Genomic DNA, 25,561 nt, shown 5'->3' with positions numbered 1-25,561 from the left:
TCTCCTTTCTATCCAAGTGCATTAAATTTCCAACCACTTGGAGTACTCGCATAAAAACCCGCTCCAGCATTACCGTCTGTAAAACGAATATGCCCCCATTGTTGGAATCCACCGCCCCCTAAGTTAACCCCCTGCATTGCTCGTATATTCCTAAAGATTTTAACTTCTTTTTCAGTACTTATATCAAACGTTTGTCCATCTGGTGCTGGAGTTATATTATTATTCACACCACCTACAGCAAGTGCGTTAAACGGCTGAATGCCATCTGCTCTTTCTGCTGCTGCACGATCCCAATTATACATAGATGCATATTTGCCACTGTATAGCGTTACACCACTTACACAAATCGCTGTCCCTTGTCTCATGTCAGCATTTCCAGAACAAACTTTAACAATCAATGCGTGTTGTTGCGGAATATAGTTTGTGGGTACTTTGAAAGTGAAAGAGTATCTTCTGATTTCTCCATAAAATGTAGACGGTTCAGGAAAATCCATTTTTTGTTCATTCCATATATCGTAACTTACATTGTCTCGGAATTTAACGCAGCATACTTGTAAACGCGGTTTCCCTGTTTTACGTACCCCATTTATCATTGCTGTTCTAAAATGAGCAGATAATGTGTATTCATTTCCAGGATGTATCCCATTATTCACGATTGCTTCTGGATAGTTATACATATCTACCCTTGCAGCATTCACCATTTGCTCGTAATCGAATATATGTGTATTCTTTTCTATTACGACATTTCCCCATGACTTCCAAGTAAGACCGTATCCACCTTCAAACCCATAATAATCGTTATGTCCGATGTTTTTCTTTGTAACACTAGAAAAGTCAGGATCTGCTATTAGGTTTCGTCTTGATACCGCAGTTGTTTTTGTGCCCCATTCATCTTGGAATAAGAAGTCTAGCATTTTAACAGTTACACCATCTTTATCAATGGTTATCTTATCACCGTCAATTCTAATAAGATTCGTATCAATGCCTTTTGCTGTTAGCCATTTGACCATTGTATCTGCATTAATATCTAGTTTTGCAGCATTGATTGTAATTTTCCCAGGGGACATATTGATTGCAGTGACAATACCGTCCTTTAAAATCTGCGCTAAAATTCCCTCATCTAACACTTCTAACTTAGATTCCGTTTTCTTTACATAAGCATTATAAGTCTCATTTATAAACGTTTCTTGTTTTCCAGAGATGATTGAAACGCCTTTTTCATTAGCACTAATACTTCTTTCTAGCTCTGTAACTTTCTGATTGTATTTCTCAGTAGCTACTTTATTAGCGATATCTTCTAGCATTTTATCAACATCGGTTTGATCTTTCGGGTGTAACCAAAATTCTGTAGCTATAGTGCCACGTTGTAACATAGGTGCAGCACACCATAAACGCCCATTTCTTGTAACGTAATAGCGCCATCTCACAAACGCTGCATTGGCTGGTGCTTTATCTGTACATACAGCACGAATCCATGTATGATTTACAACCTTGATATTCGTTCTAGCTGTTTTAATACGAGTTTTTTTGTCAGCAGTCCACCATTCAATTTCTATAAATGCACCGCCACTATCAATAGGTGTTTTCCCATCAGTATTGAAATAACCTGATGCAACAAATTCTTCATTAACCTGACACTCAATGAATTGACTTGTAAGTCCCCACCAACGATCTTGAGTCTGGCCAGTAACAGTAATTGCAAATGTATTCATACCTTTGTATTTTAAATTCGTATCAACAGATCCAGTAGCTCCATTACCACTATTCCAAAACCAATATTTCTGTCCTAACTTAAAATCAGCATCACGCAACTCGTTGACAGTACCTAAACCGCCTACATAATCCTCAACGTCTTTCTTTTTCATTGTTAATTTCAATGCTTCAGAATGTTGCTGTATCGTTGTAGTAGCCTGAGTTAATGTTTTTCCTTGCTCAGTTTGTGTTTCCTGTAATTTCTTAACACTTGCAGTTGTTCCTTCAGCATTCTTTTCTACAGTGTTAACACGTTCATTAAAAGAGGTTTGTGTTTTTTCTACCGTTTTAATACTTTCTTTGATTCCATTCACACTTTGCTCAATCTCAGTTGTTTTTTTCGTGAACGTTTCTTTAGAAGTAACTTCATCATTAGCAGGCTGCCACGTAGTTCTTATGTTCCCCTCTTCCAATTTCGCATGATGTGAGTTTAAATTACCATCAATATTGCGTCCAGAGTAATAAAACCTAATTTGAGTTACATCCTTATCTTTTGTTTTGAATGTAACAGTTAGAGGCTCGTCCTTATAATCTACATTAATCTTTAATTGTGAGTCTGCACGTACAGATTTCCATTCTTGCTCTCCATCTGTATAAGTTATTGCCGTTTCCACACCAAACCAAGGATTTGCATTGAGTTTCGTCATTTTCCCAGTAAATAAGAAGGAGATAGTAAACGTTTTGTTTCTGTAATTAATCTTATTGGAAAGAGTCATTTGCTTACTGTCTGACCATGTTCCGGTCATATTCTGTTTGTTTAACCCTGTTTCTGAATCGCTTGCTAGATTAATTGAACCTACAGAAATGTTACTCATGTCGGTTTGTAATTGTTCAATGGTCTGCTTATTTGAAGTCGACGTATTCTTTATTTCATTTGTTGTTTTTGTTAAAACGTTTGTTGTTTGCTTCACATCGGCAATAGTTTGTTTTGTACCTTCAACTGTATCTTCCACTGTATTTAATTTTTCAGTAATTTCACCGTCTTTTTTTGTTAATAACTCAATAGATTTAGTAAAACTCTCGTTAGTTTGTTTCATTTCAGAAACAGTTTTATTAATTTCACCTTGAGAGTTTTGTACATTTTTAATAGTTTGCGAAACTTCTTGGAGACTATTTTTAACTTCCTTGAATTGTCCATTGGTTTCACTTTGCGCTTCTTCCACTTTTTTGTTTAATTCTTCTTTTGTGAGCTGAATATCTTTATCAACCTGTTTCAGTGTTTCTTGCTTTACTGACTCTACATCAGGAATAAGGAGCTCCCAACCTTTACCGTTCCACACTTTTAAAATACCAGGTTTACCGTTACTAATATCTCTCCATAACGTCTTACCTACTATAAGATTATCGATGGGTGGATTTTTAGCTTCAATAATATTTACCGTATTATTTTTTAAGTTTTCCTGGACCTTTTCCGCAAGTTTCTTGGCGGATTCGGATTCTTTTTGAGCATTGTTTGCTGTTACAACAGTTTCTTTAACTAACTCATCAAGCTGATTAAGGATTTCTTGTTTACTACCTAATGAAGCCAGGACTTTATTATAGAGCTTCCGCAATTCTTCATTAGCATCCACAATTTCTCGATAATCTCCGAATACATATTTATCTTGTGAAGGATCAGTAAATGACTCATCACCAGCAATTGCTCTTGCTTCTAAATAAAGCTTTGGTGTAAACCCTGTATCTTTTATTCGGATTGTATCCCCCTCATTAATCAGCTCATGAGCTAGTCCAAATACACGACCTATACTTTGTGCTTGAACTTCATATATATAAGATGTATTGATTCGTTTGGCTAGTTCTGTTTTCATAAGAGTTAAAAGACGTTGTGGTGTTATATCTTCTTCTGTTTCTGGTGTATAAAAACCAAATTTATGTTGACCTCGCTCATTCCATCGCTGAAACGCATCACTGTCTACAAGATAAGGAACTCCATTATTAATACTAGAGATGGTTACAAAGTCTCCACCTTCTTTTTTTACGAACCCTAATAGGGCTGTACAGATGTTTTGGGAATTCTCAATTCGTTTGATACCCATCAAATCTTTACCAAGAGTTACTTCTTTTCCTGTATCACGCCCTCGCTTTTTCACCATATCTACATAACGACCGACAATTTGAGAGCCTACAACTTCTGCACGGTATTGAATTTCTAATTCAAACAAAGAAGCAATGTCTTTTAAAAACTTAAGTGGATCTATAAATTCATCAATTGTCATTGTGTGGAAGCCAGCGTATTCTGTTTTCCCCCTTTTCCACTTCGTACCTACAAGAGCCATATCTATAAACTCATTGACGGTTTTACCGATAATTTTCTGAGGATTGATAATGCTTGCTTTCGCTAGTTGAATCCATTCCCCAGATGCATAAGCAATGACTGATCTATCATCTGAATTTTTTTCAGTTTCAGTAATGACATACGGAACAATACGTCCATCTCTTACCTCTTTTAAAACTAAATTTTGCTGCATGAGTGTAGCTGCATGTTCTGTATTATCAAATACTTTAAACTCTAAAGTATCAATATTATTTTTTATCTCCCAATGTCGCTTATCGTCCCAATAATCTTTTGGTTGTATATTGGAAACAATTTGACTCGTTTTAAAATCAACAACATGTAAGATTCCACTTGGTGTCCTCATCTAAATCGCTCCCTATACGTTACTTTGGCTGTTCCGACAGTTGAAGGCATGATTTCTAGTTTGTTCGAACCCCTATGAATAACAGGATATTCACTAAATATATCTTTTAGATTAATAGCACTTTTACCATTTATCGTTACAAGACTTCTCTCTGTATCAATGACTACTTTATCTCCTACATCGAAAATATAAGGTGGGTTATCTTGTGTATTCATGTTAACCTTCCAAATTTTCAAATCGTCAATAGACATTTCCGAACAAAACATGTTATTAGAGAATTGAGAAATACTGATTTGTACTTGAGTGACTTTATTCATATTGACGTTATTTTCATCGAACCATACAACAAACCTTTCAGCATCGTCAATTTCCGTACCTAATATGAATTTAGAAATATATGCTTCCCACCTGTTCCCAGTTCTAGCAAGCCATAAGCGCCCTCTAAAGTTTGTCCAAGTATCTGGGTGATCTCCATGTTCATTAATGAATACCTGTCCACCTGGTTTTTTACTATTCCCAACAGAAGCGAATCCACTATTCTGCTCGGCTTCCCATTGAACATCGCTCATCGATATACGAGCTACATAATCGCTATTTTCATCAAGAAGACCTATTTCCACACGCCCCATTTGATCCCAATGATGACTATTAATGCGTACATATGCTTGCATGATGAAATCCTGTAAAGGTCCTTGCGGAATATTCTTTTTGGCTATGCAACCATGCCATCCTTTTACTGTAGGTTCACCTAGATATTCAGCCATAAAACGATATCCATCTGATTTAAACTTTCCTCCACCAGTCATATCTTCTGTTTTAGGAACATCTGTCCATCCTATGGTTGTCCCCATTTCGTCCCATAACACACGTTGATTTCTTTCAACTGGAACCTGGTCTGCTTTTAATGGATATCCAATACGAAAATAATTCGTTTCATTCCATACATCAAGAAATGTGGAAGGCTTTGTCACTTCAACCTCTATAATTGGATTAGATTCTACACTTCCTTTGTTTTGCACATTCGCTACTAACCCACGTCCATCCATTTCAAATTCTACCGTTTTAGTAGGCCCTAACTTATATGGCATTGGACAAACAAAATTCAAAGTACCTTTACCTAAAGTAACAAAATCCTCAGGATCAAAATCTTCATCAATAACCGCTAGGTATGTCCTATCAGGTGTTACATCAAAGACTAATTCAACAGGTTTTTCTGTAATTAACCAGGCTGCTATTTCTTCTTTTAATGTTTCTAAGTCTGATCCATCAGGAACAATAATTCCGACCGGAACAGGTAAAACTCGCATTTCAGTTTCTGTCGTTAATAACCTTGCACCTGGATAACCTGGAACACTTAGAAATTTCCGTTTTAACGGCGCCCATGCTGGTCTTTTCCATCCTTTTTCGATTTGAACAAAATCTTTGCGTATGTTGTTAAATGTAAAAGAACTCATACTGTCACCCCATTTCTTTATAAATAAAAGAAACCCAAACCTAAAAGTCTGAGTTTCTTTTTGCTTCTCTTTCTTGATATTCGGTTGTATAGCGATAAGTACCGCGTGCCACGTCTCTTCCTTCTAAATTAACAGGTACTTCAATAACTAAATCTCCACCAAGCATTGGAATGACTCCACCGCCAGATGATCCTGAAGAATAATTAATCATTGGATTCGCAACACTAGTTGCCATAGCTCGTCTACTATTTGACATATTTCCATACACACCACTCATAACACTCTTTAACCCTGATAATTGACTCATTGAACTAGCCATCATCCGGCTCATATCACTCATTAGTTGATTCATAGTTCCAGTGATACCGAGGGACCTTTCTTTTGAAGATAACGGTGTAACTGTGATAGAATTCCCTCTTTTAGTAAACAGTTCGGGTCCTTTTTCTCCAGTAATAAATGAGCCATCTCCTACAGGTTTTCCGCCTTTCGCAAGCATTGGTATATGCGGAATAGTCGGCGCGCTAACTCCTGGTATATTGTTTAGTAATTCTGCTGGTGTATTAAAGCCATCTATAAATTTATTTATGATACGAATAATTCCATTGATAGCTGTACGAATACCACTTTTAATACCATCCCATACGCCTAATACTGCTGATTTCATGCCTTCAAATGCCCCGCTAACCGCATCTGTTACCCAACGAACAGGCGTCATAATGGCTTCTTTCAATCCATTCCAGACAGAAGATGCGGTTGACTTGATACCTTCCCAAATGTTTGAGAGGGTTGATTTAATACCATTCCATACGTTACTACTTGTGCTACTAATCATGTTCCAAACCGTTGAAATGGCTTCTTTGATGCTATTGAATACAGAACTCGCTGTGGAAACAATTGCGTTCCATAAGCTAGATAGATAGCTTTTAATCGTATTCCATACTGCACTTGTTGTGGAACTAATCGTATTCCATGTATTCACAATCCAATCTTTTATTGAGGTGAATATTGGCGTTACAAAAGCTACTAACCCGTTCCAGCATGATTGTAAGAAACTCTTAACAGCATTCCATACAGACATTGTTGCTGAACTGATTGTATCCCACACAGCAATGATCCAGGACTTGATTTGTTCAAAAATCGGCATAACAAACGCTACAAGCCCATTCCAACAGGAAACTAAGAAATTCTTAATTGTTTCCCATACAAGACTTGTAGTAGAACTAATGGTATTCCAACATTCAGAAATGAAATTCTTGATACTTTCAAATATTGGCGTGGCAAAGTATAAAATGGCCGTCCAAATCGCTTGTAAGTATTGTGTAATAAAATTCCATACAGTTTGAATCACTGTTGAAATGCCGTTCCAAATCATAGAGAAGAAATCAGCAATTCCTTGTAAAATAGGAGTTAGAAAGGCAACTAGTCCATTCCAAGTGTTAATGAAAAACTCACTAATCGCTGTCCACACTTCAGAAGTAGTTTGACTGATGCCATTCCAAACTTCCGATAATGTTTCAACTACTCCATCCCATATTCCAGTCAAATACTCCACAATGGAATTCCATATTTCTGTAGTCGTTTCAACAATAGAATTCCATATTTCAGATAAAGACTCAACTATTCCATTCCATACCTCTATTAAGTATTCTTTAATCGAGTTCCAAACTTCCGATGTAGATTCACTAATACTATTCCATGTTTCACTTGCCCATTGTACAATTCCATCCCATATTCCTACTAAGAACTCTCCTATTGCATTCCAAGCATCAATGGTCCATTGTTTGATATCATCCCAATTTTTATAAATTGCAACACCTAGAGCGACAACAAGTGCTACTATTATCGGAATAATAGCAACCAACCCTGTCATCGCCCATCCTATACTTGTTATAACAGCAACTATTGGTGCTAAAGCCATGAATGCTCCTGCAATTACACCAATAGCAACAGCAATCGCTGTTAACGTTGCTGCTAATTCAGGATTATTAGAAATCCATTCAGCGAATTTAGAAACAAGATCTGCTATAACTGCAAGAACAGGCTGAAGAGCAACTTGTAAATCTTGCATTGCTTGTTGAAATTTAACCGCTGGAGATGCATCTATTTTAGAAGTAGCGCCATGTAAATCCTCTACTCCTTTTTTCAAATCAACTTGTTTACCCTCTGCTTTCAAAATGGTGTCGATGATTTTCTTTCCTTGGTCTTCCCAAAGAGTACCGAACATCTTCGTGCCAAGTGCATTTCTGTCTGTTGCATTTTCAACACCTGCTAAAGCCTTAGTTGCTTCAAGCATAGCCTTTTGTCCATTTTCACCACCGCCAGCAATTGCCTGACCCCATTTTTCAAACTGATCCGCCGAGATTTTTGTTTTATCTAAAACCTCTTGCATAGATTTATCTACACCCGCACCAAATTCGGCCATTTTAATACGACCTTCTTTTACACCCGATATGTTCAACAGGATTCGCAACATCCTGCCAGTTCTCTTATGAACTTCTGTACATCACTATACAGACCAGACTATATCATCATCTTATATAAGATGCTCCCCATTTCGGATATCATCAGCTTACACCCTACGCTTTTCAGCTAGTCGTTGCACGTTCCTTTGTTAAAGGCTTCGCTCAGTATTGTCTCTTTTGAGAGTTCCACTGAATTAAAGGAGTTTTCTATGAATGTCGCCACTCATAGGGACAATCATTTATCCAATAGGTTATCGATATTCCAACTTTTAGTATCTACTCCTGCTGACATGATTCCTTGGACTTCTTTAGCCGAAAATCCAGCTTGAATCATCTGATCCCCATATTCTGCGATAATATCTAATTGTTCGGGTGGAAATCCTGTTTTTAATAATGTATTAACTAACCCCAATGCTTCCTCGTTAGTAATACCTAACGTTGCACCAATCTCATTGGTTTCTTGTATAAGTTCATTAAAATCAATTCCAGCATAGGATGCTGCAATAGTCGCTGCCCCTTTAACCACAGCGGCATTTGTTTCATCAGAAGCATCCTTATTTAAGGCCCATTGTCGGCGAACACCTTCTAATGCTTCTTCAGCGTCAATACCATAAGTACTAACGCCCCTAATAGCTTCTTCCACTGATTTTTTCGAAGACTCTGGAACATCAAAAGTGATATCAATCTTAGTTTTCAATTTTGACATATCCATTGCTTTTTCGACTGCACTAGCAATACCGCCACCAGCTGCCATACCACCAATGACATTTTCCAATCCTATTTTTAATCCTTCAAACTTTTTCTCAGTTCTCCCAGCTTCTTGTTGTAAATCTCTCAGTTCATTTCGTACTTGCTGAATTGAATTCCCCGCATCCACAGATCGTAGCGCACGTTGTAACTTTTCAATATCAGCTTCAGTTCCTAAAGCTTCACGACCAATAAGACCAATTGCTTGTTCTAACTGTCGACTTGTAGCCGATCCACTTTTAATTGCATTTACAAGACGATTACCTAATGCCCCTGCAAAATCATCCACGCTTTTGCCTGTAGCGCTAAACAACGTTTCTAATTGTCTTGTTGAACTTGCCACATTTTCTTGTTCAGCTTTCATATTACCAAGCTTATTTTTCAAACCATCAAGTGACCCTTGTGTAAATTCAATTTCACGTCTAAACGCACGATATTGTTCTTCCGATATCTTTCCGTTTTGGAATTGCGCTTGAACCTGCTGCTCCGCTTCTTTTAATTTATCGAGCTTTTGTGTAGTGTTTTCAATTTGTTGTGTAAGCAACTGTTGTTTTTGGGCTAATGCTTCCACATTACCAGGATTAAATTTTAAAAGGCGCTCTACCTCTTTCAGTTCGGTCGCTAAGCTATCACTCTGTTTATTTACATCTTTTAAAGCGTTTTGTAACGGCTGCGTATTCCCACCAATTTCAATCGTAATCCCCTTGATTTTTCCTCCAGCCATTCTTTCACCCCTTTCTTAGAATGAATCAAAGTCTTTTTGGTTTGCTTTTCTGACTTTTTCTTTGTCTGGATTCTCCATTTCAGCGAATTCTGCAATATAATCAAAACAATCTCCAATTGTCATGACTTCCAAATCCCAATGCGTTAATTTCGCTTTATAACAAAGAGCAAGGAACGTATCAGTGGTTAATTCTTCATCACTGAACGTCCCTTGCTCTCCATTACTTTTCTTTATTTTTTTTTTGCGCCCATCGTACTTTGAATCATATCCATAATTTCTGGAATAATCTCTGAGATAGGGAATTCATCAAAACCGTCTAACCATGTAATTGGATCATCAATTTCTGGATTTGCTGTTTTCGCATATAACCAAACTAAATCATATACAACTTCAAAATCTAGCTTACTTAAATCTGCATTTGCTAAATCAATAGTGGCTAGTGAACCCTCTTGAGGATTTGAAGGAGACAAAATCCCTAACTTAAACATATCAGCAAATAAATCACGTCTGAATTGCGCTTTATATCGTTTAACAGTAGCTGCTGTACTTTTTAATCGGACTTGTTTTCCGTCTATTGTAATTGTCTTTTCCATTTACTATTACGCTCCTTTTGGTGCTGCTGGTGTTTTTACATATACTTTTTTGTACCAGTCGTTATAAATTGCTTGTGTTGTTTTAGCAGTCGTTTTCGTTTTAACCATTGGTCTTCCACCAGGTACTAAAACAATTGGGCTAGAAACAAACTTCAGTTCATTTGTATTTGGTTCAGCCGAACTTGTTTTTGTTTTAGATGCAAGTGTTGGACGACTTGCTGAACAGTTATACATAACATGTCGAGTTGCATTCACGTCACCATCAAACTCAAATAATAAAGCGAATGGTTTTCCTTTTGCATCAGCCAATTCATTTAATACACCATCCGTTTCGTCTAATTCTTCACCGAGTGCATCAATAGCAAATTTTTCTGGAATAGTAGCAATACTTAATGTTCCATCGTAACCTTGGTTATTACTTGCCGCGTAATAAAGCATGTCATCTGCATAGAATTCAATTAAATCACCACGTGGCTCAAAAGTTAGTTCGACTCCACCAGGTAATGGAATTGGTGTCCCAAATGTAACTAAGAAATCTTTAATATCAAATGGCACGTAATGTACATTTTTCAAACCGAATGTTACCTTGTTTTCATTCATTTACAACAACCTCGTTTCATATGTTTTTTGAAATAATTTCTCAGATTCAATAAAAATCCCATACGAGTCATAAGGAATTTCATGATCGTCTAGGACCTTTTCCAACTTGGCTTCTGCAACCAAGTCCTTTTTTGTGGTATAAAGTTCGATATTTACATCATTTATCTTGTGATAGACCTTGTTATCAGCCATTAAATTTGCTGAACCATCCACAAGAAAACAGATATAAGGCGGCTCCGGAACTGGATTACCAGGTGTTGCTGTGAAATGCGAATAAGCCACAGGATAACCTGTAGCTTCAAGAATTTTTATAAATTCTCCTAATGTTACTGTCATGATTCAATTGCCCTTTCAATACGTTTTGGCAATTCATCAATTACATACTCTTCAACTGGACGAATATGTACTTTCTCTGGTACTCGTCCACCATCAGCTTTCGCATGACCATTTTCTAAAAGATGCGTCAATTGCCCTTTTGTATTATGGATAACAACAGCTTTATCAACTTTTTTCTTTCGCCAGCCTTTTCGATAACCACCTGTTTTTTTAGGACTATTTTGTCTTAACTTATCTACAGCGATATCAGCTACATCTTCTTGTGCATTTGTTAATTCTTCTTCCACAACATTTGCATATCTTTGTAATTCTCTAGCAAGCTCTCCCGCAAAATCGTTCATATTAAACATGCTCCTTTGCGATAATAGTCAATGTTTGATACATTTCATCATCATTCATTGGCGGTTCGATAATATCAAAGATACGGCCTTTCATATTGATTCGCATTTCTTCTGTAATATCAGAAGTATAAGGAATCACAAAACGATAAACCCGTGTAGCTTGTGAAGCTGAAGCTTCAATGTACTCGGAACCTCTCATGGTTTTTATCATTGACCAGGCTTTCTTTAATTCTTGCCAAGATGTTTCGATTACTTGATTTAATTCATCTTTTATTACTACAGGTTGCTCAATGCTAATTCGATTTCTAAAATCACCTGTATTCAGCGGGTTTTTATACTGAAAAGGACGCATATTAATCACCGTCCAACTTAATTTCTTCTAAAGCTTTTCCAATGCTTAAACTATTAATCTGGCTTAAAAAATTCTTATCAAAATACTCTAAGGCATCGTTATAAACATAACGAGAGCGTTCAAAGACTAATTCCTTGAACACCTCGTCAATATTAAGATCATAATTACCACAAACCCTAGTTAAATCTTTATTGGATGCAAATAGGATGCGTCTTAGGTTTGCATCTTCATCATCACCTAATCGCATCCTATCTTTGAATTGCTGTAATATTTCATTTGAAATTACCTTATCCATTCACATCATTCCTTATTTAGTTGCTGGTGGAGTTGGTGGTGTAAAAGAAATTTTCAAATCATAAACAAGAGCTGCTTTATTATCTTTTGGTTTACCATTAGCAAACTGTTTGATTGTATAAAGCGTAGCATCTTCAATCGCTAATGTTTGATCAAACTTTTTAAGTTTGTATCCACCTGCTATCGCTGCGATATATTGTCCTTTCACAAAGAATAATGCTTTTCCAACTGGAACTTCTTCAGATTCAACAGTTTGAATATTATAAGGTAATGCCATTACCCATTGGCCATTAGCCGTTTGAATTGTGTTACGCGCTTGTACACCAATTGCATCTACAGGATTGACAACCATCACAATTTTATTTAACACTTTACGGGATTTTCCTTTCCCATCAACAGATAAAGCTTTTACTACTTCATAAAGCTCACCAGCAATTACTTCACCATTTTCAGAAGGAGCAAATGTTAGTGTACCGGATGATTTTTTATCAGTAACCGCACCTGTAGTTGCATTTACATCTTTCATTAAACCTACAGGTTGATGTGCTACTGATCCGCCACCATTTACAAAGCCAAACTCTAAACCAACAGAATAACTTTCTACTAATAATGTTCGAACGTAACGCTCTACCCATACTGGTCCTAATTCAAGCATGTCATTTGGAATAGCACTAAATGCAGTTAATTTAAGTTGTCCAATTTGTTCTTCTCTAAAGGCTGCATTTATTTGCCCTCTAATATCACCGAATAATTCTCCCCATGCATACGCTTTTGTTGCGTCAGAATAAATAAACTTCGTTACTGCTCCTAAATCTTGCATTCCAATTGCTTCAAGTAATGGATGTTCAGTTACTAAATCTTCAAATACACGTTCTTGTGTAGTATATGGAAGAATTGAATCATCCTTAAATCCCCCATCTTGTACAACTGTATTAAAGAATTTACGTTCTTCAGACGTTAAAACGTTTTGTCCACGTGACGTCAAAATTTGAGCGTCTTGCGCTTCGATACGTGCTTGTGCTGAAATTTTTTCTGATAAATCCGTTACAAGAGTATCAAACATATCATCAAATGCAGCAGATAAATCCTCCATTTTTGTATCTTCCGCTTTCACCAGATTCATATATGCTTGTTTTTTCGCTTCAAAGTTTTCCATTGTACCTTTAATTTTCATAACCATAATTGTTTCCTCCTAATTTTTGAGAATTAAAAAAACCTTTTCCGTTTTTGATTGCCCTCCACTTGTAAATGTGGTGGTTCTGGATTAGGTTTATTTGATAAATTCATATTTTGTTGTAAGTTATTCGTTACCCTATTAATAATCTGTTCCAACTGTTCATCAGTAATACCACTATCACTTTCTCGATTATCAAATTCTACTTTGTCAGCAAAACCTTCTTGTACTGCTTGTTCAGCAGTAAACCACGTTTCAGCTTCTAATAAATCTGTAATCTCTTCACGACTTTTACCTGTCTTTTGCTGATAAATTGAAACTATCGACTCATCATACGCTTCGAGTGCATTCAATGTTTTTTGAATATCCTGCTTGTTCCCATAAGCTATTGTTGACGCTTCATGAATCATCATTCGTGAGCCTGTGCGCATAACAATCTCGTCAGCAGCCATTGCAATAATCGATGCAGCAGAAGCTGCTAGTGATGTAACTTCCACAATGACTTTTTTATCTAAGTCCTTTAAGTAATTATAAATCTCAACACCTTGATCGGCATCGCCACCACCACTGTTTAGTTTAATTTTAACTGTAGATGCTCTAACTTCTTTCAAAGCGCTTCTTACACTTTCAGCACTAATAGCATCGTACCACCAACTGCTACTACCGATATAACCTGATAACACCATTTCGTGCTCATCATTTTCTGGATTAACTGCATTAGAAAACTGATAAGGAATATGTTGTATTTTATTTTTCATTCTTATCACCTCCTTCAATTGAATTTGCAGATTGATAATTCTTCGTAATTACAAATTCGTCTAGTTCTGGATTATTAGAGCGTTCAGCACCAAACAACTTCCTCACCTCATTTCTAGTGAATGCACCACTTGCTACTAATTTATCAACAGCCTCAGCATGATCTATAATATCTTTCTCTTTCACGCCTGTTACTTCAATTTTTTCTCCTGATAGGAAATTCTTTTTTTCAATTAATTTCGCATTTAATTCATCTTCAATCTTTTTAATCAGAGGACTAATACAAAACTTTATATACGCTTTAATTGATGTTTCGTAATCTCCCATATCGCCACGAACTAATGCCGTAGGAATACCTAAAATATTAGCCACATGATCTATTAAATCTTTTTTTAATTTAGATAGTTCCTCTACAGACCTTCCATTATTTGAACCATCGGCAATTTCCGTATAATTAAAACCCTTTATCTTTGGAACAATTGCAAAAGCATTTTTCCGAAACGCCCCAAACAATTTATCCATAAAGCTTTGTAATTTAGTAAGGTTTTCCCCTTCCAAATTCTGTGCAGATTCCATCTCAGCGGTTGCACGTATTTGATTAGAAAACATATTTGTCTCAATCATACGACTAAAAAGTTGAGTGTAATCTTTAAATATTCCACTCATGAATTTTGTCAATTCTTCATTGTTATAAGTAATGTAGATAACCTCGTCCATTTGAAATGACCTTTGAAACGTGTAATCCTTTACGGTTACATTTTTAAATACATCAGGGTATACTGCATATTCAACACGGTCAAAATGATCAGCAATGAGTAAATCATTTTGATCTGTAAGAATTGCCAACACTTCATTATCAAGAATCAATTTATACACAAAATCTTGCCAAAAGTCAGCGGCACTTTGATCTGTATTCGGTCTAATGTTCAATAAGTAATGCCAATCATTATATTGACGTGTATCCTTTTTCATCATCCGAAATTCAGACAGCGAAACGGTTCGAGCAATAAAATTAATACAAGTTTCTAAAGCTACTTTTTTTAAATACGCTCTTTGATTCGTTTCAATACCAAAGAAATCAAAATCATTTAGCATCGTATTAATCTCTTTATTTTTACCAAGTACATCCGACAACCAACTCATATTTCCCCTCACCCCTTTCTTAAAAGTTTAATGCATTCAGCAAGTCTAGCGCTGCGCCAACATCTGTTTCTCTTACCTCATCTGCTCGATACATAGCATGTACAAACGCCTGGAATCCATCTGTTTTTCTGCGAACTGGTTCTTTCTTTTCATACATTTTATTTCCATCTTTTTTAATAACAACGAGTACATTATTGGTATACCAACGCATTAACGGATTATCACCAAATACAATTTGACGATGTGCGAATGCAACTTCAATTCTAGGAGCAAGCAAACCATGAATAGCTCTCGGATTTCTAATTACTTCAACTTCAAATCCAGCGTCCTCAAAAAGTGTTCTTAATAAATCTGCACGATAATTATCCATTATGATTTTTTTGATATCATAATAGTTTCGCATTTCAACAAACCAAGCAACGATAGTATTTGGATCAATTGTTTCGCCTTCCACAACTGTCAGAAGATCTTGCTCTTCCCATTCTCGAATTGGTGCAAACTTCTTCTTACCAGCTATTTCAGCATCCTGTTTTTTCGAATAACTATAATATTTATCAACGAATTCCTTTCTAGCATACGAATGAGATTTCCATAAATAATCACCCTTACTTCTAAAAAGTAATCCACATGATGCGAAATCACGAATACTTGCATAATCAAGCGCACCAATACATTCATGACCTCGTAAATCTGGCAATTCACGATTAGTTGCTGCAATCTCTTCCCATTTTGCAACTGACCTTTCTAAATCTGTAACAGGTAAATTCATTCGTTTTGTCATGAACTCTTCTCTATTACTTGGGTCATCTTCTAAATCTTCGTATTCTTCTTTTATAGTTTCAAGTAACCCCTCAGCATATTCGCTCAATGGTTTAGATAACATAGGATTAGCAAGTTCCCAATTATCAATATCATCCACTTCAGTTTCATCATTCAATTTACAGATAAAAGGAAAGACAGCATTCGGACGTGCTTCACCGTTCAATACCTTCATTGCCTTTTCTTTTTGCTTATCTAAGAAACCGTCACGAACATATCCATCTGTACCAATGTAAAATTCACGTGGGTTTTTCTTTTTCCCTAAACCACTGATATGAACGCGGACATCTTTATTACTTTCGTATTGATGTATTTCATCAAATACAACCGCACCATCACGCAAACCATCTTTTGTATCACCGTTTGAAGTCCTAAACTTCAGTACACTTTCAGTAGCCTTTGAAACCGTTTGAGTTAACGTTGTTTTAAAGGCTCTTTTCAAGACCTCATTCTTCTTCACACATTTATGAACTTCATCAGGGCTTGTTTTCGCCTGTTCTTCACTATTCGCAACAACTGAAATGTTATACTCTGGAATGCCATGTAATTCACTAATTAAAAAATGAATAATAACAGAAATCAGACCATTTTTACCGCCGCCACGCCCTAACATCCATAGGAATTTACGATAAAATACACGTCCATTTTTCTTATAAAACAAAAAGACGAATGCTATTAAGAATTTTTGAAATGGTTGCATCGGAAAATACCACTTCTCACCGAAGTTAATACAATCCTCAATCATTTCATCATCAAAATACAAATCGTCTCTATTTAAAACGTATTTTTCTAGATATCCAATTAACAGTTCTCTTTCTTTATTGAACTTCACTTTCCCACTTCGATAAAGTTCAATATATTCTTCTACATATTTTTGCTTAATCATGTAAGATCACTTTTGTTATATCCTGTATCAGGGATAGTATTCTTAACAACAAACTTTATATCTCTCCCTAACGCAATTAAAGAACTGTTAATTTTATTCCTCTCACTTATAAGAGGGTGGGCCTTAACGAAAACTTGGGTTCCATTTTTGATTGTTACGGATTCCCCTTCTTTAGTTATCGTTTTATTAATTTTTCGAAATGCTTTAACTAGATCAATATAGCGTTCCACCTTTTCAACTTCAACTAAATCTTTCGTATCAATACTATTCATTAACTGTTCCTTTAACCTTACAATACTAACAGCCATCTACCCACCCCCCCTTACGCGCGTATTTTCGAAAAAAACCTGACAGTTAACCCCCTCCTCCGGTGCCCCTTAGAGCAATTTTTGATGAATTTTTTTAAGGGGGGGATTGTTATTGTGGATTCTTTTTTACCATTTTTCATCATGTTCCCATTTATTGATTTTCTTTTTAAATATTCTGCCGTGTTCTTTATTATGGCACTCCACACAGACTGTTTCGAGATTATCTATTTCTAATGCAAGTTCTGGATGATGTTCAAGTTCTTTTATATGATGGACAACGAGTTGAATCTTCTTACGCTTTGCGCTCTCACTGTATTCATCGGTGTCTGTTTGAACTCGACCATTGCGCTTACACTCTTGGCACTCATAGTTGTCACGCTTCTTTACTTGTTCACGTATCCTCTTCCACTCACCACTGTCATAGAACTTACGCTTCTGGTGTTTGTTTTTATACTCATTCATCTGTCTTTATCCAACGTTCTTTACTACCTTTATCTCTTTCCAATAACTCTTTTATCGGTGTTTGCTCGAGATATTCAATAGAATAAAACATAGGTTTCTGTCCATGGAGCTTATAATATTTAAATCGCTTAACATCAATCCCAGACTTCTTATACGCTTTCTCGTGAGGCTTAAAGTATTTAATGTATGCTTTCTTATCAATAGATATAAGACCAAGCAAAGCAATCTTACCTTTTAAAACGCTATCCAACTCCCCTCACTCCTCCTCTATTAAATGCAACACGTTTGCGCTTACCTTTCCTTAACAACAAACAAGACGCTACCACTGCTATTGATTTAATCATACTTTAAATCCTGATGCTTGATGAATCACTATTAATACGTTGTGCAATTGTATCAGCATGAACTGAAATTTTCGTTTGAGGAAACCCCGAAAACTTATTAGTTAATCTCTCCAACTTCTCCAATGCAGCCACACATTCATTAGCAACCGCGGTAACTTCCTTCATTTGTTTTAATGCTTCGGATGTATCAGCATCTACTTTAATGGTTAATTTATTTTTAGCCATTCCTTTCTTCCTCCTTTGTTTCATTATCTAAATACTCACGAGTTACAGAATCCCAAACCTCACAATAGTCCAAATGACTTTTTTCTTCTTCGTACCAATTGATTGCTTCTTCTCTAGAATCAGTAGTTTTATGAATGTCAGCAAATCCACCACAAGGATAATATTGGTCGAATCCAAAACACCAATATCTATGATTTAAATTAATTTCGTCTACCATTCATTACATCACCTATATAATTTTTAGATAATAAAAAAAGAGAGCCACGACTGACTCCCTTAATTACTATTTAATTCTTTCCATTTTAAAATATCTTTTTTAAAGAATAACCGATCGCGTGACATTTCCTTGATAGGTTTAATTCTCCCATTAGTAACTAAATAAGCAATGTTTTGGCGAGTACAGCCAAGTATTTCAATCGCCTCTGATGTATTTACAATTTCCTCAGCGATAAATTTTGATAATTCTTCGTCATCCTTAAACTTGTACATGTTATCTCTCCTTTCCAATTCTCGTAACTACAATATAACCGATAATTACGATTGCCCAAATAACCAGAACAACAGCATAGATATAATCAAAGGTTCGCATATCGCTAAAATTAGTTGTCACCAAGAATTGTCCAGCAAAGAGTAAACATAACACATTAAGTACAATTAGTTTTTTTGACATGGTATTTCGAAAGATGATATATTTTATTTAGGAAGCCTAGCCTTTTGACTAGGCTTCCTATGTGACTAGCGTCTAATTCGTTTTGGTAATCGTCTTGGAAGGACTCGCTTACCTTTACGTCTAGGACGCTTTTTTGTTTTCTTTTCGAATCTCTTTTTCACTTGGCTTGTGATTGCCTTGACTGTTCTGTATGTAGTAAACAGTGCGGTGAAAGTTTTCAAGTAGTCAACCCACTTGCTAGACTCAAGAAGAAAACTTATTAAGTTGTTTATCATCTTTCATTTCCCCCTCCTTTCTATACTCTTATTATACCACATTACTTTACTTAAGACAAGTATAAATTGTATTATCTTTATAAATAAACATATTTATTTTCACATGAAAACTTCCTAATGAAAAGGTAACTATACACCATTTGTCATTACGTCAAAATCTTTACTCTTCTTTGAACTGACACTATAGATAGGCACATATCAGCTCAAAGAAGAGCAAAAGCTCTCCTAGACCGTTTAGACTATTCTTATTACGTATTATGAAATCAAGAGAATTTGTATTTGCATAAGATTCGTAACGTCTTACACAAATGAAGTATTTTCTTATGGTTTGCTATTGAACTGCTGAGATGAAAAACAACACTCATTCAATCATTACCATAGAAACTGGTTTCGGCTTTCATATATAGGTGGCATTATGATGACAAATTTAATCGTTTTAAAAAGAAAGTCTCTTCAATTCATACAGAAGAGACTTCCATTTACTTGTTGTGCAATTTTTTTATCTGCTCTACGCAAATTCTGTTGAACTGTAGACCTTGTAACACCTCTTGTTTTAGCGATTTCTTCCTGCGTAAACATCCCCGCCTTATACATTACAAATATTTCCTTTTCTGTTTTAGTCAAGGTAGACAGAGCATCATCTAACTGTATCTTTTCCCAGGTTGTAATTGCATTCTCTTTTTTCTCTTTATCCCATTCATACTCTGTTTCCTTACTTCTTAAATATCTTTGTATTAACAATGGATTTACTTTTATTTCTCTTTGATAAGAAGCTCTCCTTTCGATCCCTCGTTTTAATCCAGGTTCTTTTCCTGTACGCATCCACTTAAGAGAGTCTTCAATATCACTTATCATTCCATTTATAATTTTCTTATCTCTTTCATTTTCTTGGGCATTTGCTTTTTCTTTTGCAACTAATAATTGATTCAACGTCTCTTTGTATTGTTTGATTAAGTCTATCATGCAGTTTGTCCTCCTTAGAATAAAAAAAGGACGCTGATTAGTTATAAGAAATATTCTTTCTTACAGTTAATCAACGTCCTTGAATGTGGACTATTTTCTTTTTATTTTTAATACTTATTTCGGTATGTGAAATTATTTATTTTAATTCTCTCTTTTTCATTTGTATATGTAAGTTACCTGTAGTAACACTATATTTTTTTGCGATTTCAACATATGTTAGTCCTTGTTTACTAAGCGTTACTGCATTCTTACATATTCTATTCCATTCTTTAGTTGTTCTTGGCTTCTTCTGCTCAGTACCAATACGACCACCTAATAGAACCCCTAATTCATTAATTTTTATCCCCGCTTCACACTCTGTCCAACAATGCGCTACATCCCTACTATATCTATAAGTACACCCTACGCAGTGTTGCTCTTGTAAATCTAAAATTTGAATACGAGCTTCTTTTTTATTCATATTCCAGACCACTCCAACTTATCTACATGGTGCAGGTAATCCACTAACGCTCTATCTGTTGACTTTACTAGATAAGTTCTATTATCAAATACAGAGCGCGGAATTGATTTTCTCCCACCTAATTTTGCAGCATGAATATACTCTTTAATTACTTCAAAAGGAACTAAGAAAACCGAATGTTCTATACTAAATTCAATTAAGAAGAAACAAATTGCCCCTAGCTTTTCAGCCTGCTCTAAATATTCAATTTGATGTGATGATATATTCTTTAAAGCGAAACTTGTTTTATTAGTCGTCGCTTTTGCTTCAAACGCCAACATTCTGCCTTTATATATGCCATCATAATCAACTGTTGATTTCTTTTCAAAATAGCCTTCTTTAATTCTTCCGTCTTTAAATAGTTTTGTGACAACTACAGGTGTAGCACGTTTTGTAATTAATGCTATGTTCTTTCTTCTGTACATATCATTTGACCAATTGATTAAATTCTCAAACGCAGCCCCATGATCTCCACTGTATGCCATTTTCGTTAACCTCACTTCCATACAAAAGGATTATTTTGTTATAAAACTAATCCTTTAGTATACTTTCTACCTTATTCATAGTTGCCTGCATATCTTGATACGCGCCTAATATATCCCTAGTCTTATAGTTACGTTTGCCTAAATTTATGTGTATTTCCCATCTAATCACGCTAAATCTATCTTCACTTTTCCTTCGCTTCTCCAGTCGAATAACAGTACGCCTACGAACCATTTTCATTTTCATTCCTCCTCTGAATAAAATTCAATATTACGTCAATACTGTAGACAACCCATTAAGTTACTTTCTCCTTGTTCCCCCTTGGAGAACCGAGCAGTTAGCTTTTGCTAGCTGCTCTTTTAGTTCGTATCATCAATATAGAACTCGGCAATATGTTCAATTAAGTTAGCTAAAGTTTTAATTACTTCTTTCGGATTCTTCTTATCTTCAACTGCGTTTTCGACGTATGGCTTCAATTCTTCAAATAATTCATAATCCATCAGTTATCCATCCCTTTTTCTACAAAATGAAATTTTTATACTAATCTTCCTCAAGAACCGTAACAGTTAAGTAATTCCTAGCTCTCTTTCGCTTCGCTAACTTCCTCTGATAAGCTGGCGTTGTATAATAACGAATCGTTGTAGGAAGTACGCCCATATGTTGAGCGCATTCCTTTGCAGTTCCGATACATAGCAATGATTCACCTTTATAAACGACGTACTCCTTTAAGTTCATTTTTCATTCCTCTTTTCTACTAAAATGAAGTATTTATATAAAGTTTTCTCAACACCCACACACTGGAAGTACATTTCCTTTTATGGTAATGTACTGGTAATCCCATAAAGTTCTATCGTTCCATTAAAAGGACCCGCACCCCTAATTGGGTCCTTTTTAATGTTTTCTACTAAAATAGCGTTTTTGTTATAAACTCATCTTTTTCGTTGCCTTACATTGAATCTCTTATATATGGTAAAATATAGTAAGAATATATTTTAAGGAGGTTTTAATATGCCACACGAAGTTTGGTTTCCTATACTCCTAGCAATATTCGTCGTATTTTTCCTTGATAAAGAGGAGAAACACAAACAATAACTTCATTTGTTTGTTCCAGCTTAAATGTATGTACGCAATATTTAAGCTGGTATTTTTTCAAATAACGAATTTATTAAGAAATTTTTTCTAATTCACGTTCAGCAAACCATGTAGATGGATGTTCTACAATGCTGTATTGCACTGTCCATCCTAAGTTGCTCGCATACCACCAATAATCCACTGTAACCACTTCGCCAGTTTCTTTAATCCGAACTTTTTCTCCGTCCTCAAACAAATGCTTGCTCTCGATCATCCTTTTCATCTCCCGATCAAATAAAGATTTTGTTAAATACATAAAATTTTTTTCAACCTTCAACATACAGGATTTATGAATTAAATCTAGTAATATATAATTTATCTCCATGTAAAACTTTATCCTTAATTTTTTTAAAAGGCCTACCCTCACAATAGGCCTTTTAAAAGGGGGCTTGTCTTACAAAAATATCTTGTTTAGTTTTTTAATACGACTGGATTGTCATAACCATTGCCAATCACTTCAAACTCATTCTGATCTTCAACTAAATGCGGTAACAATAATCTAGAAAATTCTTCAGTCTTAATTGTTAAGATAGAAATTAACCAGCCAATAGTACCTTCAATTACTTCTGTACTTTCAATTTCTTTTTGACTACAATCCGTATAAATAACCCTTGTCCACCTTACAAAATCACCAAGATAAATATCATTTCCGTTCTTATCTATCAAACCTGTGCACTGTTTAGGTTCAGAACACATACTCCAGCAATCATTTTCGTTATCTAAAATCCATCAACCATCCTCTTCATCTCTTGATACACATTCACTATAAATCCACTTTTCTCCATCATGGGCCTTGAACTTAATTTCTTTCATTTCCATTCTCCTTTTCATCATAAAATTCGAATATTAAATTGAAATTCAAGTTTATTTAGTGCTATAATGCGAGAGATTAATATTCATATTTCTTCATCAATCTCATATATTTTTAGTAAGAGTTCGTTAATCACAGCCCCTTGGCGCGCACCGTTAGGGGCTGAACTCTTTCAAATAAGAATTTTGTTTAATTTTCTTCTTTAAATTCCTTAGTTAATTTAACCGTTCCAATATCCTCGTAAGGTTGTGCAATATATCCTTTATCATGTAGAGCTTTAACTACTTCTTACATATCTTGCCAAGCTGTTGTACCTTGTCCAAACTTAATAGTAATTGTATTCATTTTTCATTCCCCTTTTTTGAATAATCCTTTTTGTTATTACACATACTACACCTGAGTCGCTTTCTCCCTGGCTCCTCTCTTTCCAAATGGAAGGCGCTCCTCTGTGCAAGTGTGCGAGCATAGCAGGTAACTTAATTGGTTGCCTGCTATCTTTGTGTATAGGTTTAAAGGTCCTTTTACAAAATAACTATTTTGATCATATTCTTTTGGGACATACATATACTAAGGTATACGATATGCGAAAATATTCGCGTGGCCCTCTTGCAGGGCTCTTTTATTTTTATTTGGTACAAAATAACGCTTTTGTTTAGTTTCTTTCTCATCGTGGTGTATATACTAAAACAGCTTCAATTTTGCCTGGTGTGTACATCGTTTCATCACCACAGTAAGGACAATTGTTGTATCCTTCCGAATCCAACTCTTGCAAACTAATTTTTCCACATTCATCATCTATGCACTTCATTTCATATAAAAGCATTTCAGCCATTTCTCATTCCCCTTTTCGATTAATCTTTATAAGGTTGCCAATTCATACCGTCCAAATTAATAGTTTCTTTTCCATAAACTTTGCGCCCACGCCCTTGCTCAACTTTGGTTATTTCGTACCACTTGCCATTATCATCATCTTTCACAACACCTTTACTTGGCTTGTAAGAGAATGAAAACACCTTTTCTCCATCTACATAAAACGGGTACATTGTAATCCTCCTTTTCCGATTTAAATAACTTTTTTGTTTAAAACTATCCCCAGATTTTCCACCATTTCTTTTTAGGTTCTTCCTTCTGTTTCTTCTCTAAAGGAGAAATCTCGATTCCGCACTGTTTCATTTTCTTTCTCATACATTCATAGCAACAGAACCATTCGTCGCTCCACTCTTCTGATTTCGTATAACGTCTACCAGGTTCATATTCTTTCTTGCACCATTCACATCTATAGAAAGCTGTGTCCCAGTACATTGAATCCACTCATTTCTTAACAAAATTCAAATTTGATAACATTCCAGGACTCCCTCATTCCAGAAAGTCCTGGGAATATAATTTATTTAACTTGAATCATCGGATTAGCTTCTCCACTTACTTGTGGTAACTTACCATCCCATTTTTCAATTTTTTTAATTTCTACAATTTCTGGAGTTAAAGACTTCTTAATAATCTCATTCGCTTCAGCTTTCCCTCTTGCTTCCTCAATAGCTTTCTCTGCATTGATTGTAGCTTGCTTTTTCTCAATCTCAGCTTTCTCAAGGTTTTGCTGAGCGTCTACTACTCCTTGAATTGCTTTCGCTGTATTTGCATCTGGTTTAGGTGCTTCTAACGTAACGGAATCTACTAAAAATCCAATAGTGTCTACCATTTTTCTAAACTCTTTTTCTATCGCTCCATTAATTTCCCCTTGATGTTGGAAGACCTCAAGAACTGAATAGTTAGAGAAAACGTTTAATGTAGCTTTCTTAAGTCGAGTCTGTAACCAACCGTTCTCAATCACATCTGGAGCTTGTCCCTTGAACTTGTTATAAATCTTAGGAAGTTTCTCTGCATCATTCATGTAATCATAAGATAGACTCACTGTTAACGGCTTACCATCTTTGGTTTGTACGCTAAATTTATCCACTTTAACCGTTTCTGTTGAAATAGGATAAGCTGTTACACGTTTAAATGGCGAAACTAAGTGCCATCCTTGTCCTAAAGTCTCCTTTTCAATTCCTGTACTTCTGTTATAAACAACACCTGCATGTCCCTGATCAATCACCTTCACGCTCATTGCTGTTAAAATTCCACCTGTTAAAAGACTGAAACCTACTACTGCTGCACCTACGATTTTCTTTGTATTCATTTTATTTTTCCTCCTTGAACATGTTTTTAATTTTTAATACTACGTTTCCAATACACTCAAAAACTCCTAATTTACCTGCAACGACCCACGCCGCTGATATAAAAATCATTACTGCTATAAAACCAACAAATAGAGAATACAT

34 protein-coding genes are annotated in these 25,561 nt (G+C 35.5%); all 34 read right to left on the bottom strand.

Going from position 1 to position 25,561, the window contains the following annotated elements; translation table 11 throughout:
* Positions 1–8 precede the first annotated feature (8 nt).
* Positions 9–4,391, bottom strand: coding sequence for a phage tail spike protein (locus MHB52_RS05855; protein ID WP_340767515.1), 4,383 nt, complete (start codon positions 4,389–4,391; stop codon positions 9–11).
* Positions 4,388–5,845 carry a distal tail protein Dit gene (locus MHB52_RS05850; protein WP_061663610.1) on the bottom strand — a complete coding sequence of 486 codons (1,458 nt, stop codon included), beginning with the start codon at positions 5,843–5,845 and terminating at the stop codon, positions 4,388–4,390. The genes MHB52_RS05855 and MHB52_RS05850 overlap by 4 nt, the downstream gene beginning before the upstream one ends.
* 40 nt (positions 5,846–5,885) lie before the next feature.
* Positions 5,886–8,267: a phage tail protein gene (locus MHB52_RS05845; RefSeq protein ID WP_061663660.1), complete on the bottom strand. Its 2,382-nt coding sequence runs from the start codon at positions 8,265–8,267 to the stop codon at positions 5,886–5,888.
* A gap of 275 nt (positions 8,268–8,542) precedes the next feature.
* On the bottom strand, positions 8,543–9,778 hold the full coding sequence (locus MHB52_RS05840; RefSeq protein ID WP_000897022.1) for a hypothetical protein: 1,236 nt from the start codon (positions 9,776–9,778) through the stop codon (positions 8,543–8,545).
* A gap of 230 nt (positions 9,779–10,008) precedes the next feature.
* Positions 10,009–10,371: a hypothetical protein gene (locus tag MHB52_RS05835; RefSeq protein ID WP_000415931.1), complete on the bottom strand. Its 363-nt coding sequence runs from the start codon at positions 10,369–10,371 to the stop codon at positions 10,009–10,011.
* 6 nt (positions 10,372–10,377) lie between these two features.
* Entirely contained in the window at positions 10,378–10,971 is a 594-nt protein-coding gene (locus tag MHB52_RS05830; RefSeq protein WP_001004918.1) for a major tail protein, read from the bottom strand.
* Positions 10,972–11,307, bottom strand: coding sequence for a hypothetical protein (locus MHB52_RS05825; protein ID WP_000219079.1), 336 nt, complete (start codon positions 11,305–11,307; stop codon positions 10,972–10,974). It abuts the gene before it with no gap.
* The gene (locus MHB52_RS05820; protein WP_000997538.1) at positions 11,304–11,648 is read right to left on the bottom strand and encodes an HK97 gp10 family phage protein; all 345 of its coding nucleotides are present in this window, start codon (positions 11,646–11,648) and stop codon (positions 11,304–11,306) included. Before MHB52_RS05820 ends, MHB52_RS05825 begins: the two co-directional genes overlap by 4 nt.
* A 1-nt stretch (position 11,649) precedes the next feature.
* Entirely contained in the window at positions 11,650–12,000 is a 351-nt protein-coding gene (locus MHB52_RS05815) for a phage head closure protein (RefSeq protein ID WP_061663611.1), read from the bottom strand.
* Position 12,001: 1 nt separating this feature from the next.
* Positions 12,002–12,295: a hypothetical protein gene (locus MHB52_RS05810; RefSeq protein WP_016109427.1), complete on the bottom strand. Its 294-nt coding sequence runs from the start codon at positions 12,293–12,295 to the stop codon at positions 12,002–12,004.
* Positions 12,296–12,307: 12 nt separating this feature from the next.
* On the bottom strand, positions 12,308–13,468 hold the full coding sequence (locus tag MHB52_RS05805; protein WP_431519943.1) for a phage major capsid protein: 1,161 nt from the start codon (positions 13,466–13,468) through the stop codon (positions 12,308–12,310).
* A 32-nt stretch (positions 13,469–13,500) separates the two neighbouring features.
* The gene (locus MHB52_RS05800; RefSeq protein ID WP_000791073.1) at positions 13,501–14,226 is read right to left on the bottom strand and encodes a head maturation protease, ClpP-related; all 726 of its coding nucleotides are present in this window, start codon (positions 14,224–14,226) and stop codon (positions 13,501–13,503) included.
* Entirely contained in the window at positions 14,216–15,367 is a 1,152-nt protein-coding gene (locus MHB52_RS05795; RefSeq protein ID WP_061663613.1) for a phage portal protein, read from the bottom strand. The genes MHB52_RS05800 and MHB52_RS05795 overlap by 11 nt, the downstream gene beginning before the upstream one ends.
* A 19-nt stretch (positions 15,368–15,386) precedes the next feature.
* Positions 15,387–17,072: a terminase large subunit domain-containing protein gene (locus tag MHB52_RS05790; RefSeq protein ID WP_000595321.1), complete on the bottom strand. Its 1,686-nt coding sequence runs from the start codon at positions 17,070–17,072 to the stop codon at positions 15,387–15,389.
* On the bottom strand, positions 17,069–17,380 hold the full coding sequence (locus tag MHB52_RS05785) for a P27 family phage terminase small subunit (protein ID WP_061663614.1): 312 nt from the start codon (positions 17,378–17,380) through the stop codon (positions 17,069–17,071). The genes MHB52_RS05790 and MHB52_RS05785 overlap by 4 nt, the downstream gene beginning before the upstream one ends.
* 126 nt (positions 17,381–17,506) lie before the next feature.
* Positions 17,507–17,842, bottom strand: coding sequence for an HNH endonuclease (locus tag MHB52_RS05780; protein WP_061663615.1), 336 nt, complete (start codon positions 17,840–17,842; stop codon positions 17,507–17,509).
* Complete coding sequence (locus MHB52_RS05775) at positions 17,835–18,092, bottom strand: hypothetical protein (RefSeq protein ID WP_061663616.1); 258 nt, start codon at positions 18,090–18,092, stop codon at positions 17,835–17,837. The genes MHB52_RS05780 and MHB52_RS05775 overlap by 8 nt, the downstream gene beginning before the upstream one ends.
* A gap of 97 nt (positions 18,093–18,189) precedes the next feature.
* Entirely contained in the window at positions 18,190–18,411 is a 222-nt protein-coding gene (locus tag MHB52_RS05770; RefSeq protein WP_061663617.1) for a hypothetical protein, read from the bottom strand.
* Positions 18,404–18,628 carry a hypothetical protein gene (locus MHB52_RS05765; protein WP_061663618.1) on the bottom strand — a complete coding sequence of 75 codons (225 nt, stop codon included), beginning with the start codon at positions 18,626–18,628 and terminating at the stop codon, positions 18,404–18,406. The genes MHB52_RS05770 and MHB52_RS05765 overlap by 8 nt, the downstream gene beginning before the upstream one ends.
* Positions 18,629–18,687: 59 nt before the next feature.
* Positions 18,688–18,900 (bottom strand): helix-turn-helix domain-containing protein, encoded by a 213-nt coding sequence (locus MHB52_RS05760; protein WP_061663619.1) that lies wholly within the window; start codon positions 18,898–18,900, stop codon positions 18,688–18,690.
* Between the two features lie 246 nt (positions 18,901–19,146).
* Positions 19,147–19,356: a hypothetical protein gene (locus MHB52_RS05755; RefSeq protein WP_061663620.1), complete on the bottom strand. Its 210-nt coding sequence runs from the start codon at positions 19,354–19,356 to the stop codon at positions 19,147–19,149.
* Positions 19,357–19,809: 453 nt separating this feature from the next.
* Entirely contained in the window at positions 19,810–20,319 is a 510-nt protein-coding gene (locus tag MHB52_RS05750; protein ID WP_061663621.1) for a sigma-70 family RNA polymerase sigma factor, read from the bottom strand.
* Between the two features lie 136 nt (positions 20,320–20,455).
* Entirely contained in the window at positions 20,456–20,779 is a 324-nt protein-coding gene (locus MHB52_RS05745) for a zinc-finger domain-containing protein (RefSeq protein ID WP_042597321.1), read from the bottom strand.
* Positions 20,776–21,303 (bottom strand): Holliday junction resolvase RecU, encoded by a 528-nt coding sequence (locus MHB52_RS05740; protein WP_061663622.1) that lies wholly within the window; start codon positions 21,301–21,303, stop codon positions 20,776–20,778. The genes MHB52_RS05745 and MHB52_RS05740 overlap by 4 nt, the downstream gene beginning before the upstream one ends.
* 46 nt (positions 21,304–21,349) lie before the next feature.
* Entirely contained in the window at positions 21,350–21,541 is a 192-nt protein-coding gene (locus tag MHB52_RS05735; RefSeq protein WP_253703416.1) for a hypothetical protein, read from the bottom strand.
* Positions 21,542–21,660: 119 nt separating this feature from the next.
* Positions 21,661–21,801, bottom strand: a complete 141-nt coding sequence (locus tag MHB52_RS05730; RefSeq protein ID WP_172797012.1) for a hypothetical protein — start codon at positions 21,799–21,801, stop codon at positions 21,661–21,663.
* A 40-nt stretch (positions 21,802–21,841) separates the two neighbouring features.
* A complete protein-coding gene (locus MHB52_RS05725; RefSeq protein ID WP_061663623.1) occupies positions 21,842–22,036 on the bottom strand; it encodes a hypothetical protein in 195 nt (64 codons plus the stop codon).
* Positions 22,037–22,466: 430 nt separating this feature from the next.
* Complete coding sequence (locus MHB52_RS05720) at positions 22,467–22,646, bottom strand: hypothetical protein (protein WP_061663624.1); 180 nt, start codon at positions 22,644–22,646, stop codon at positions 22,467–22,469.
* A 197-nt stretch (positions 22,647–22,843) separates the two neighbouring features.
* Positions 22,844–23,128 carry a YopX family protein gene (locus tag MHB52_RS05715; RefSeq protein WP_253703419.1) on the bottom strand — a complete coding sequence of 95 codons (285 nt, stop codon included), beginning with the start codon at positions 23,126–23,128 and terminating at the stop codon, positions 22,844–22,846.
* A gap of 779 nt (positions 23,129–23,907) precedes the next feature.
* Positions 23,908–24,075, bottom strand: a complete 168-nt coding sequence (locus tag MHB52_RS05710) for a hypothetical protein (protein ID WP_172797013.1) — start codon at positions 24,073–24,075, stop codon at positions 23,908–23,910.
* A 19-nt stretch (positions 24,076–24,094) separates the two neighbouring features.
* On the bottom strand, positions 24,095–24,286 hold the full coding sequence (locus MHB52_RS05705) for a hypothetical protein (protein WP_061663625.1): 192 nt from the start codon (positions 24,284–24,286) through the stop codon (positions 24,095–24,097).
* A gap of 43 nt (positions 24,287–24,329) precedes the next feature.
* Positions 24,330–24,545: a hypothetical protein gene (locus MHB52_RS05700; RefSeq protein ID WP_061663626.1), complete on the bottom strand. Its 216-nt coding sequence runs from the start codon at positions 24,543–24,545 to the stop codon at positions 24,330–24,332.
* An 82-nt stretch (positions 24,546–24,627) separates the two neighbouring features.
* Entirely contained in the window at positions 24,628–25,419 is a 792-nt protein-coding gene (locus MHB52_RS05695) for a prohibitin family protein (protein WP_061663627.1), read from the bottom strand.
* 1 nt (position 25,420) lies between these two features.
* Positions 25,421–25,561, bottom strand: a complete 141-nt coding sequence (locus MHB52_RS05690; protein WP_172797014.1) for a hypothetical protein — start codon at positions 25,559–25,561, stop codon at positions 25,421–25,423.

Origin of the sequence: Bacillus sp. FSL K6-0073, from assembly GCF_038006085.1 — a bacterium.
GTDB classification, from domain to species: Bacteria; Bacillota; Bacilli; order Bacillales; family Bacillaceae_G; genus Bacillus_A; species Bacillus_A cereus.
Note: the sequence above shows the minus strand (reverse complement) of the source record. Positions and strands in the feature narration are given on the sequence as shown.

What these genes read in the sequence shown, in the direction of transcription:
- MHB52_RS05845 (WP_061663660.1), bottom strand. Translation starts at nt 8,267, where the DNA reads ATGGCCGAATTTGGTGCGGGTGTAGATAAATCTATGCAAGAGGTTTTA.
- MHB52_RS05705 (WP_061663625.1), bottom strand. Translation starts at nt 24,286, where the DNA reads ATGTACCCGTTTTATGTAGATGGAGAAAAGGTGTTTTCATTCTCTTAC.
- MHB52_RS05780 (WP_061663615.1), bottom strand. Translation starts at nt 17,842, where the DNA reads ATGAATGAGTATAAAAACAAACACCAGAAGCGTAAGTTCTATGACAGT.
- MHB52_RS05760 (WP_061663619.1), bottom strand. Translation starts at nt 18,900, where the DNA reads ATGTACAAGTTTAAGGATGACGAAGAATTATCAAAATTTATCGCTGAG.
- MHB52_RS05830 (WP_001004918.1), bottom strand. Translation starts at nt 10,971, where the DNA reads ATGAATGAAAACAAGGTAACATTCGGTTTGAAAAATGTACATTACGTG.
- MHB52_RS05700 (WP_061663626.1), bottom strand. Translation starts at nt 24,545, where the DNA reads ATGTACTGGGACACAGCTTTCTATAGATGTGAATGGTGCAAGAAAGAA.
- MHB52_RS05855 (WP_340767515.1), bottom strand. Translation starts at nt 4,391, where the DNA reads ATGAGGACACCAAGTGGAATCTTACATGTTGTTGATTTTAAAACGAGT.
- MHB52_RS05695 (WP_061663627.1), bottom strand. Translation starts at nt 25,419, where the DNA reads ATGAATACAAAGAAAATCGTAGGTGCAGCAGTAGTAGGTTTCAGTCTT.
- MHB52_RS05720 (WP_061663624.1), bottom strand. Translation starts at nt 22,646, where the DNA reads ATGATCGAGAGCAAGCATTTGTTTGAGGACGGAGAAAAAGTTCGGATT.
- MHB52_RS05805 (WP_431519943.1), bottom strand. Translation starts at nt 13,468, where the DNA reads ATGAAAATTAAAGGTACAATGGAAAACTTTGAAGCGAAAAAACAAGCA.
- MHB52_RS05765 (WP_061663618.1), bottom strand. Translation starts at nt 18,628, where the DNA reads ATGGTAGACGAAATTAATTTAAATCATAGATATTGGTGTTTTGGATTC.
- MHB52_RS05730 (WP_172797012.1), bottom strand. Translation starts at nt 21,801, where the DNA reads ATGGATTATGAATTATTTGAAGAATTGAAGCCATACGTCGAAAACGCA.
- MHB52_RS05755 (WP_061663620.1), bottom strand. Translation starts at nt 19,356, where the DNA reads ATGATAAACAACTTAATAAGTTTTCTTCTTGAGTCTAGCAAGTGGGTT.
- MHB52_RS05850 (WP_061663610.1), bottom strand. Translation starts at nt 5,845, where the DNA reads ATGAGTTCTTTTACATTTAACAACATACGCAAAGATTTTGTTCAAATC.
- MHB52_RS05820 (WP_000997538.1), bottom strand. Translation starts at nt 11,648, where the DNA reads ATGAACGATTTTGCGGGAGAGCTTGCTAGAGAATTACAAAGATATGCA.
- MHB52_RS05725 (WP_061663623.1), bottom strand. Translation starts at nt 22,036, where the DNA reads ATGAACTTAAAGGAGTACGTCGTTTATAAAGGTGAATCATTGCTATGT.
- MHB52_RS05750 (WP_061663621.1), bottom strand. Translation starts at nt 20,319, where the DNA reads ATGATAGACTTAATCAAACAATACAAAGAGACGTTGAATCAATTATTA.
- MHB52_RS05800 (WP_000791073.1), bottom strand. Translation starts at nt 14,226, where the DNA reads ATGAAAAATAAAATACAACATATTCCTTATCAGTTTTCTAATGCAGTT.
- MHB52_RS05840 (WP_000897022.1), bottom strand. Translation starts at nt 9,778, where the DNA reads ATGGCTGGAGGAAAAATCAAGGGGATTACGATTGAAATTGGTGGGAAT.
- MHB52_RS05735 (WP_253703416.1), bottom strand. Translation starts at nt 21,541, where the DNA reads ATGAAAATGGTTCGTAGGCGTACTGTTATTCGACTGGAGAAGCGAAGG.
- MHB52_RS05740 (WP_061663622.1), bottom strand. Translation starts at nt 21,303, where the DNA reads ATGGCATACAGTGGAGATCATGGGGCTGCGTTTGAGAATTTAATCAAT.
- MHB52_RS05825 (WP_000219079.1), bottom strand. Translation starts at nt 11,307, where the DNA reads ATGACAGTAACATTAGGAGAATTTATAAAAATTCTTGAAGCTACAGGT.
- MHB52_RS05815 (WP_061663611.1), bottom strand. Translation starts at nt 12,000, where the DNA reads ATGCGTCCTTTTCAGTATAAAAACCCGCTGAATACAGGTGATTTTAGA.
- MHB52_RS05715 (WP_253703419.1), bottom strand. Translation starts at nt 23,128, where the DNA reads ATGTGTTCTGAACCTAAACAGTGCACAGGTTTGATAGATAAGAACGGA.
- MHB52_RS05710 (WP_172797013.1), bottom strand. Translation starts at nt 24,075, where the DNA reads ATGGCTGAAATGCTTTTATATGAAATGAAGTGCATAGATGATGAATGT.
- MHB52_RS05790 (WP_000595321.1), bottom strand. Translation starts at nt 17,072, where the DNA reads ATGATTAAGCAAAAATATGTAGAAGAATATATTGAACTTTATCGAAGT.
- MHB52_RS05785 (WP_061663614.1), bottom strand. Translation starts at nt 17,380, where the DNA reads ATGGCTGTTAGTATTGTAAGGTTAAAGGAACAGTTAATGAATAGTATT.
- MHB52_RS05690 (WP_172797014.1), bottom strand. Translation starts at nt 25,561, where the DNA reads ATGTATTCTCTATTTGTTGGTTTTATAGCAGTAATGATTTTTATATCA.
- MHB52_RS05810 (WP_016109427.1), bottom strand. Translation starts at nt 12,295, where the DNA reads ATGGATAAGGTAATTTCAAATGAAATATTACAGCAATTCAAAGATAGG.
- MHB52_RS05835 (WP_000415931.1), bottom strand. Translation starts at nt 10,371, where the DNA reads ATGGAAAAGACAATTACAATAGACGGAAAACAAGTCCGATTAAAAAGT.
- MHB52_RS05770 (WP_061663617.1), bottom strand. Translation starts at nt 18,411, where the DNA reads ATGGCTAAAAATAAATTAACCATTAAAGTAGATGCTGATACATCCGAA.
- MHB52_RS05745 (WP_042597321.1), bottom strand. Translation starts at nt 20,779, where the DNA reads ATGAATAAAAAAGAAGCTCGTATTCAAATTTTAGATTTACAAGAGCAA.
- MHB52_RS05795 (WP_061663613.1), bottom strand. Translation starts at nt 15,367, where the DNA reads ATGAGTTGGTTGTCGGATGTACTTGGTAAAAATAAAGAGATTAATACG.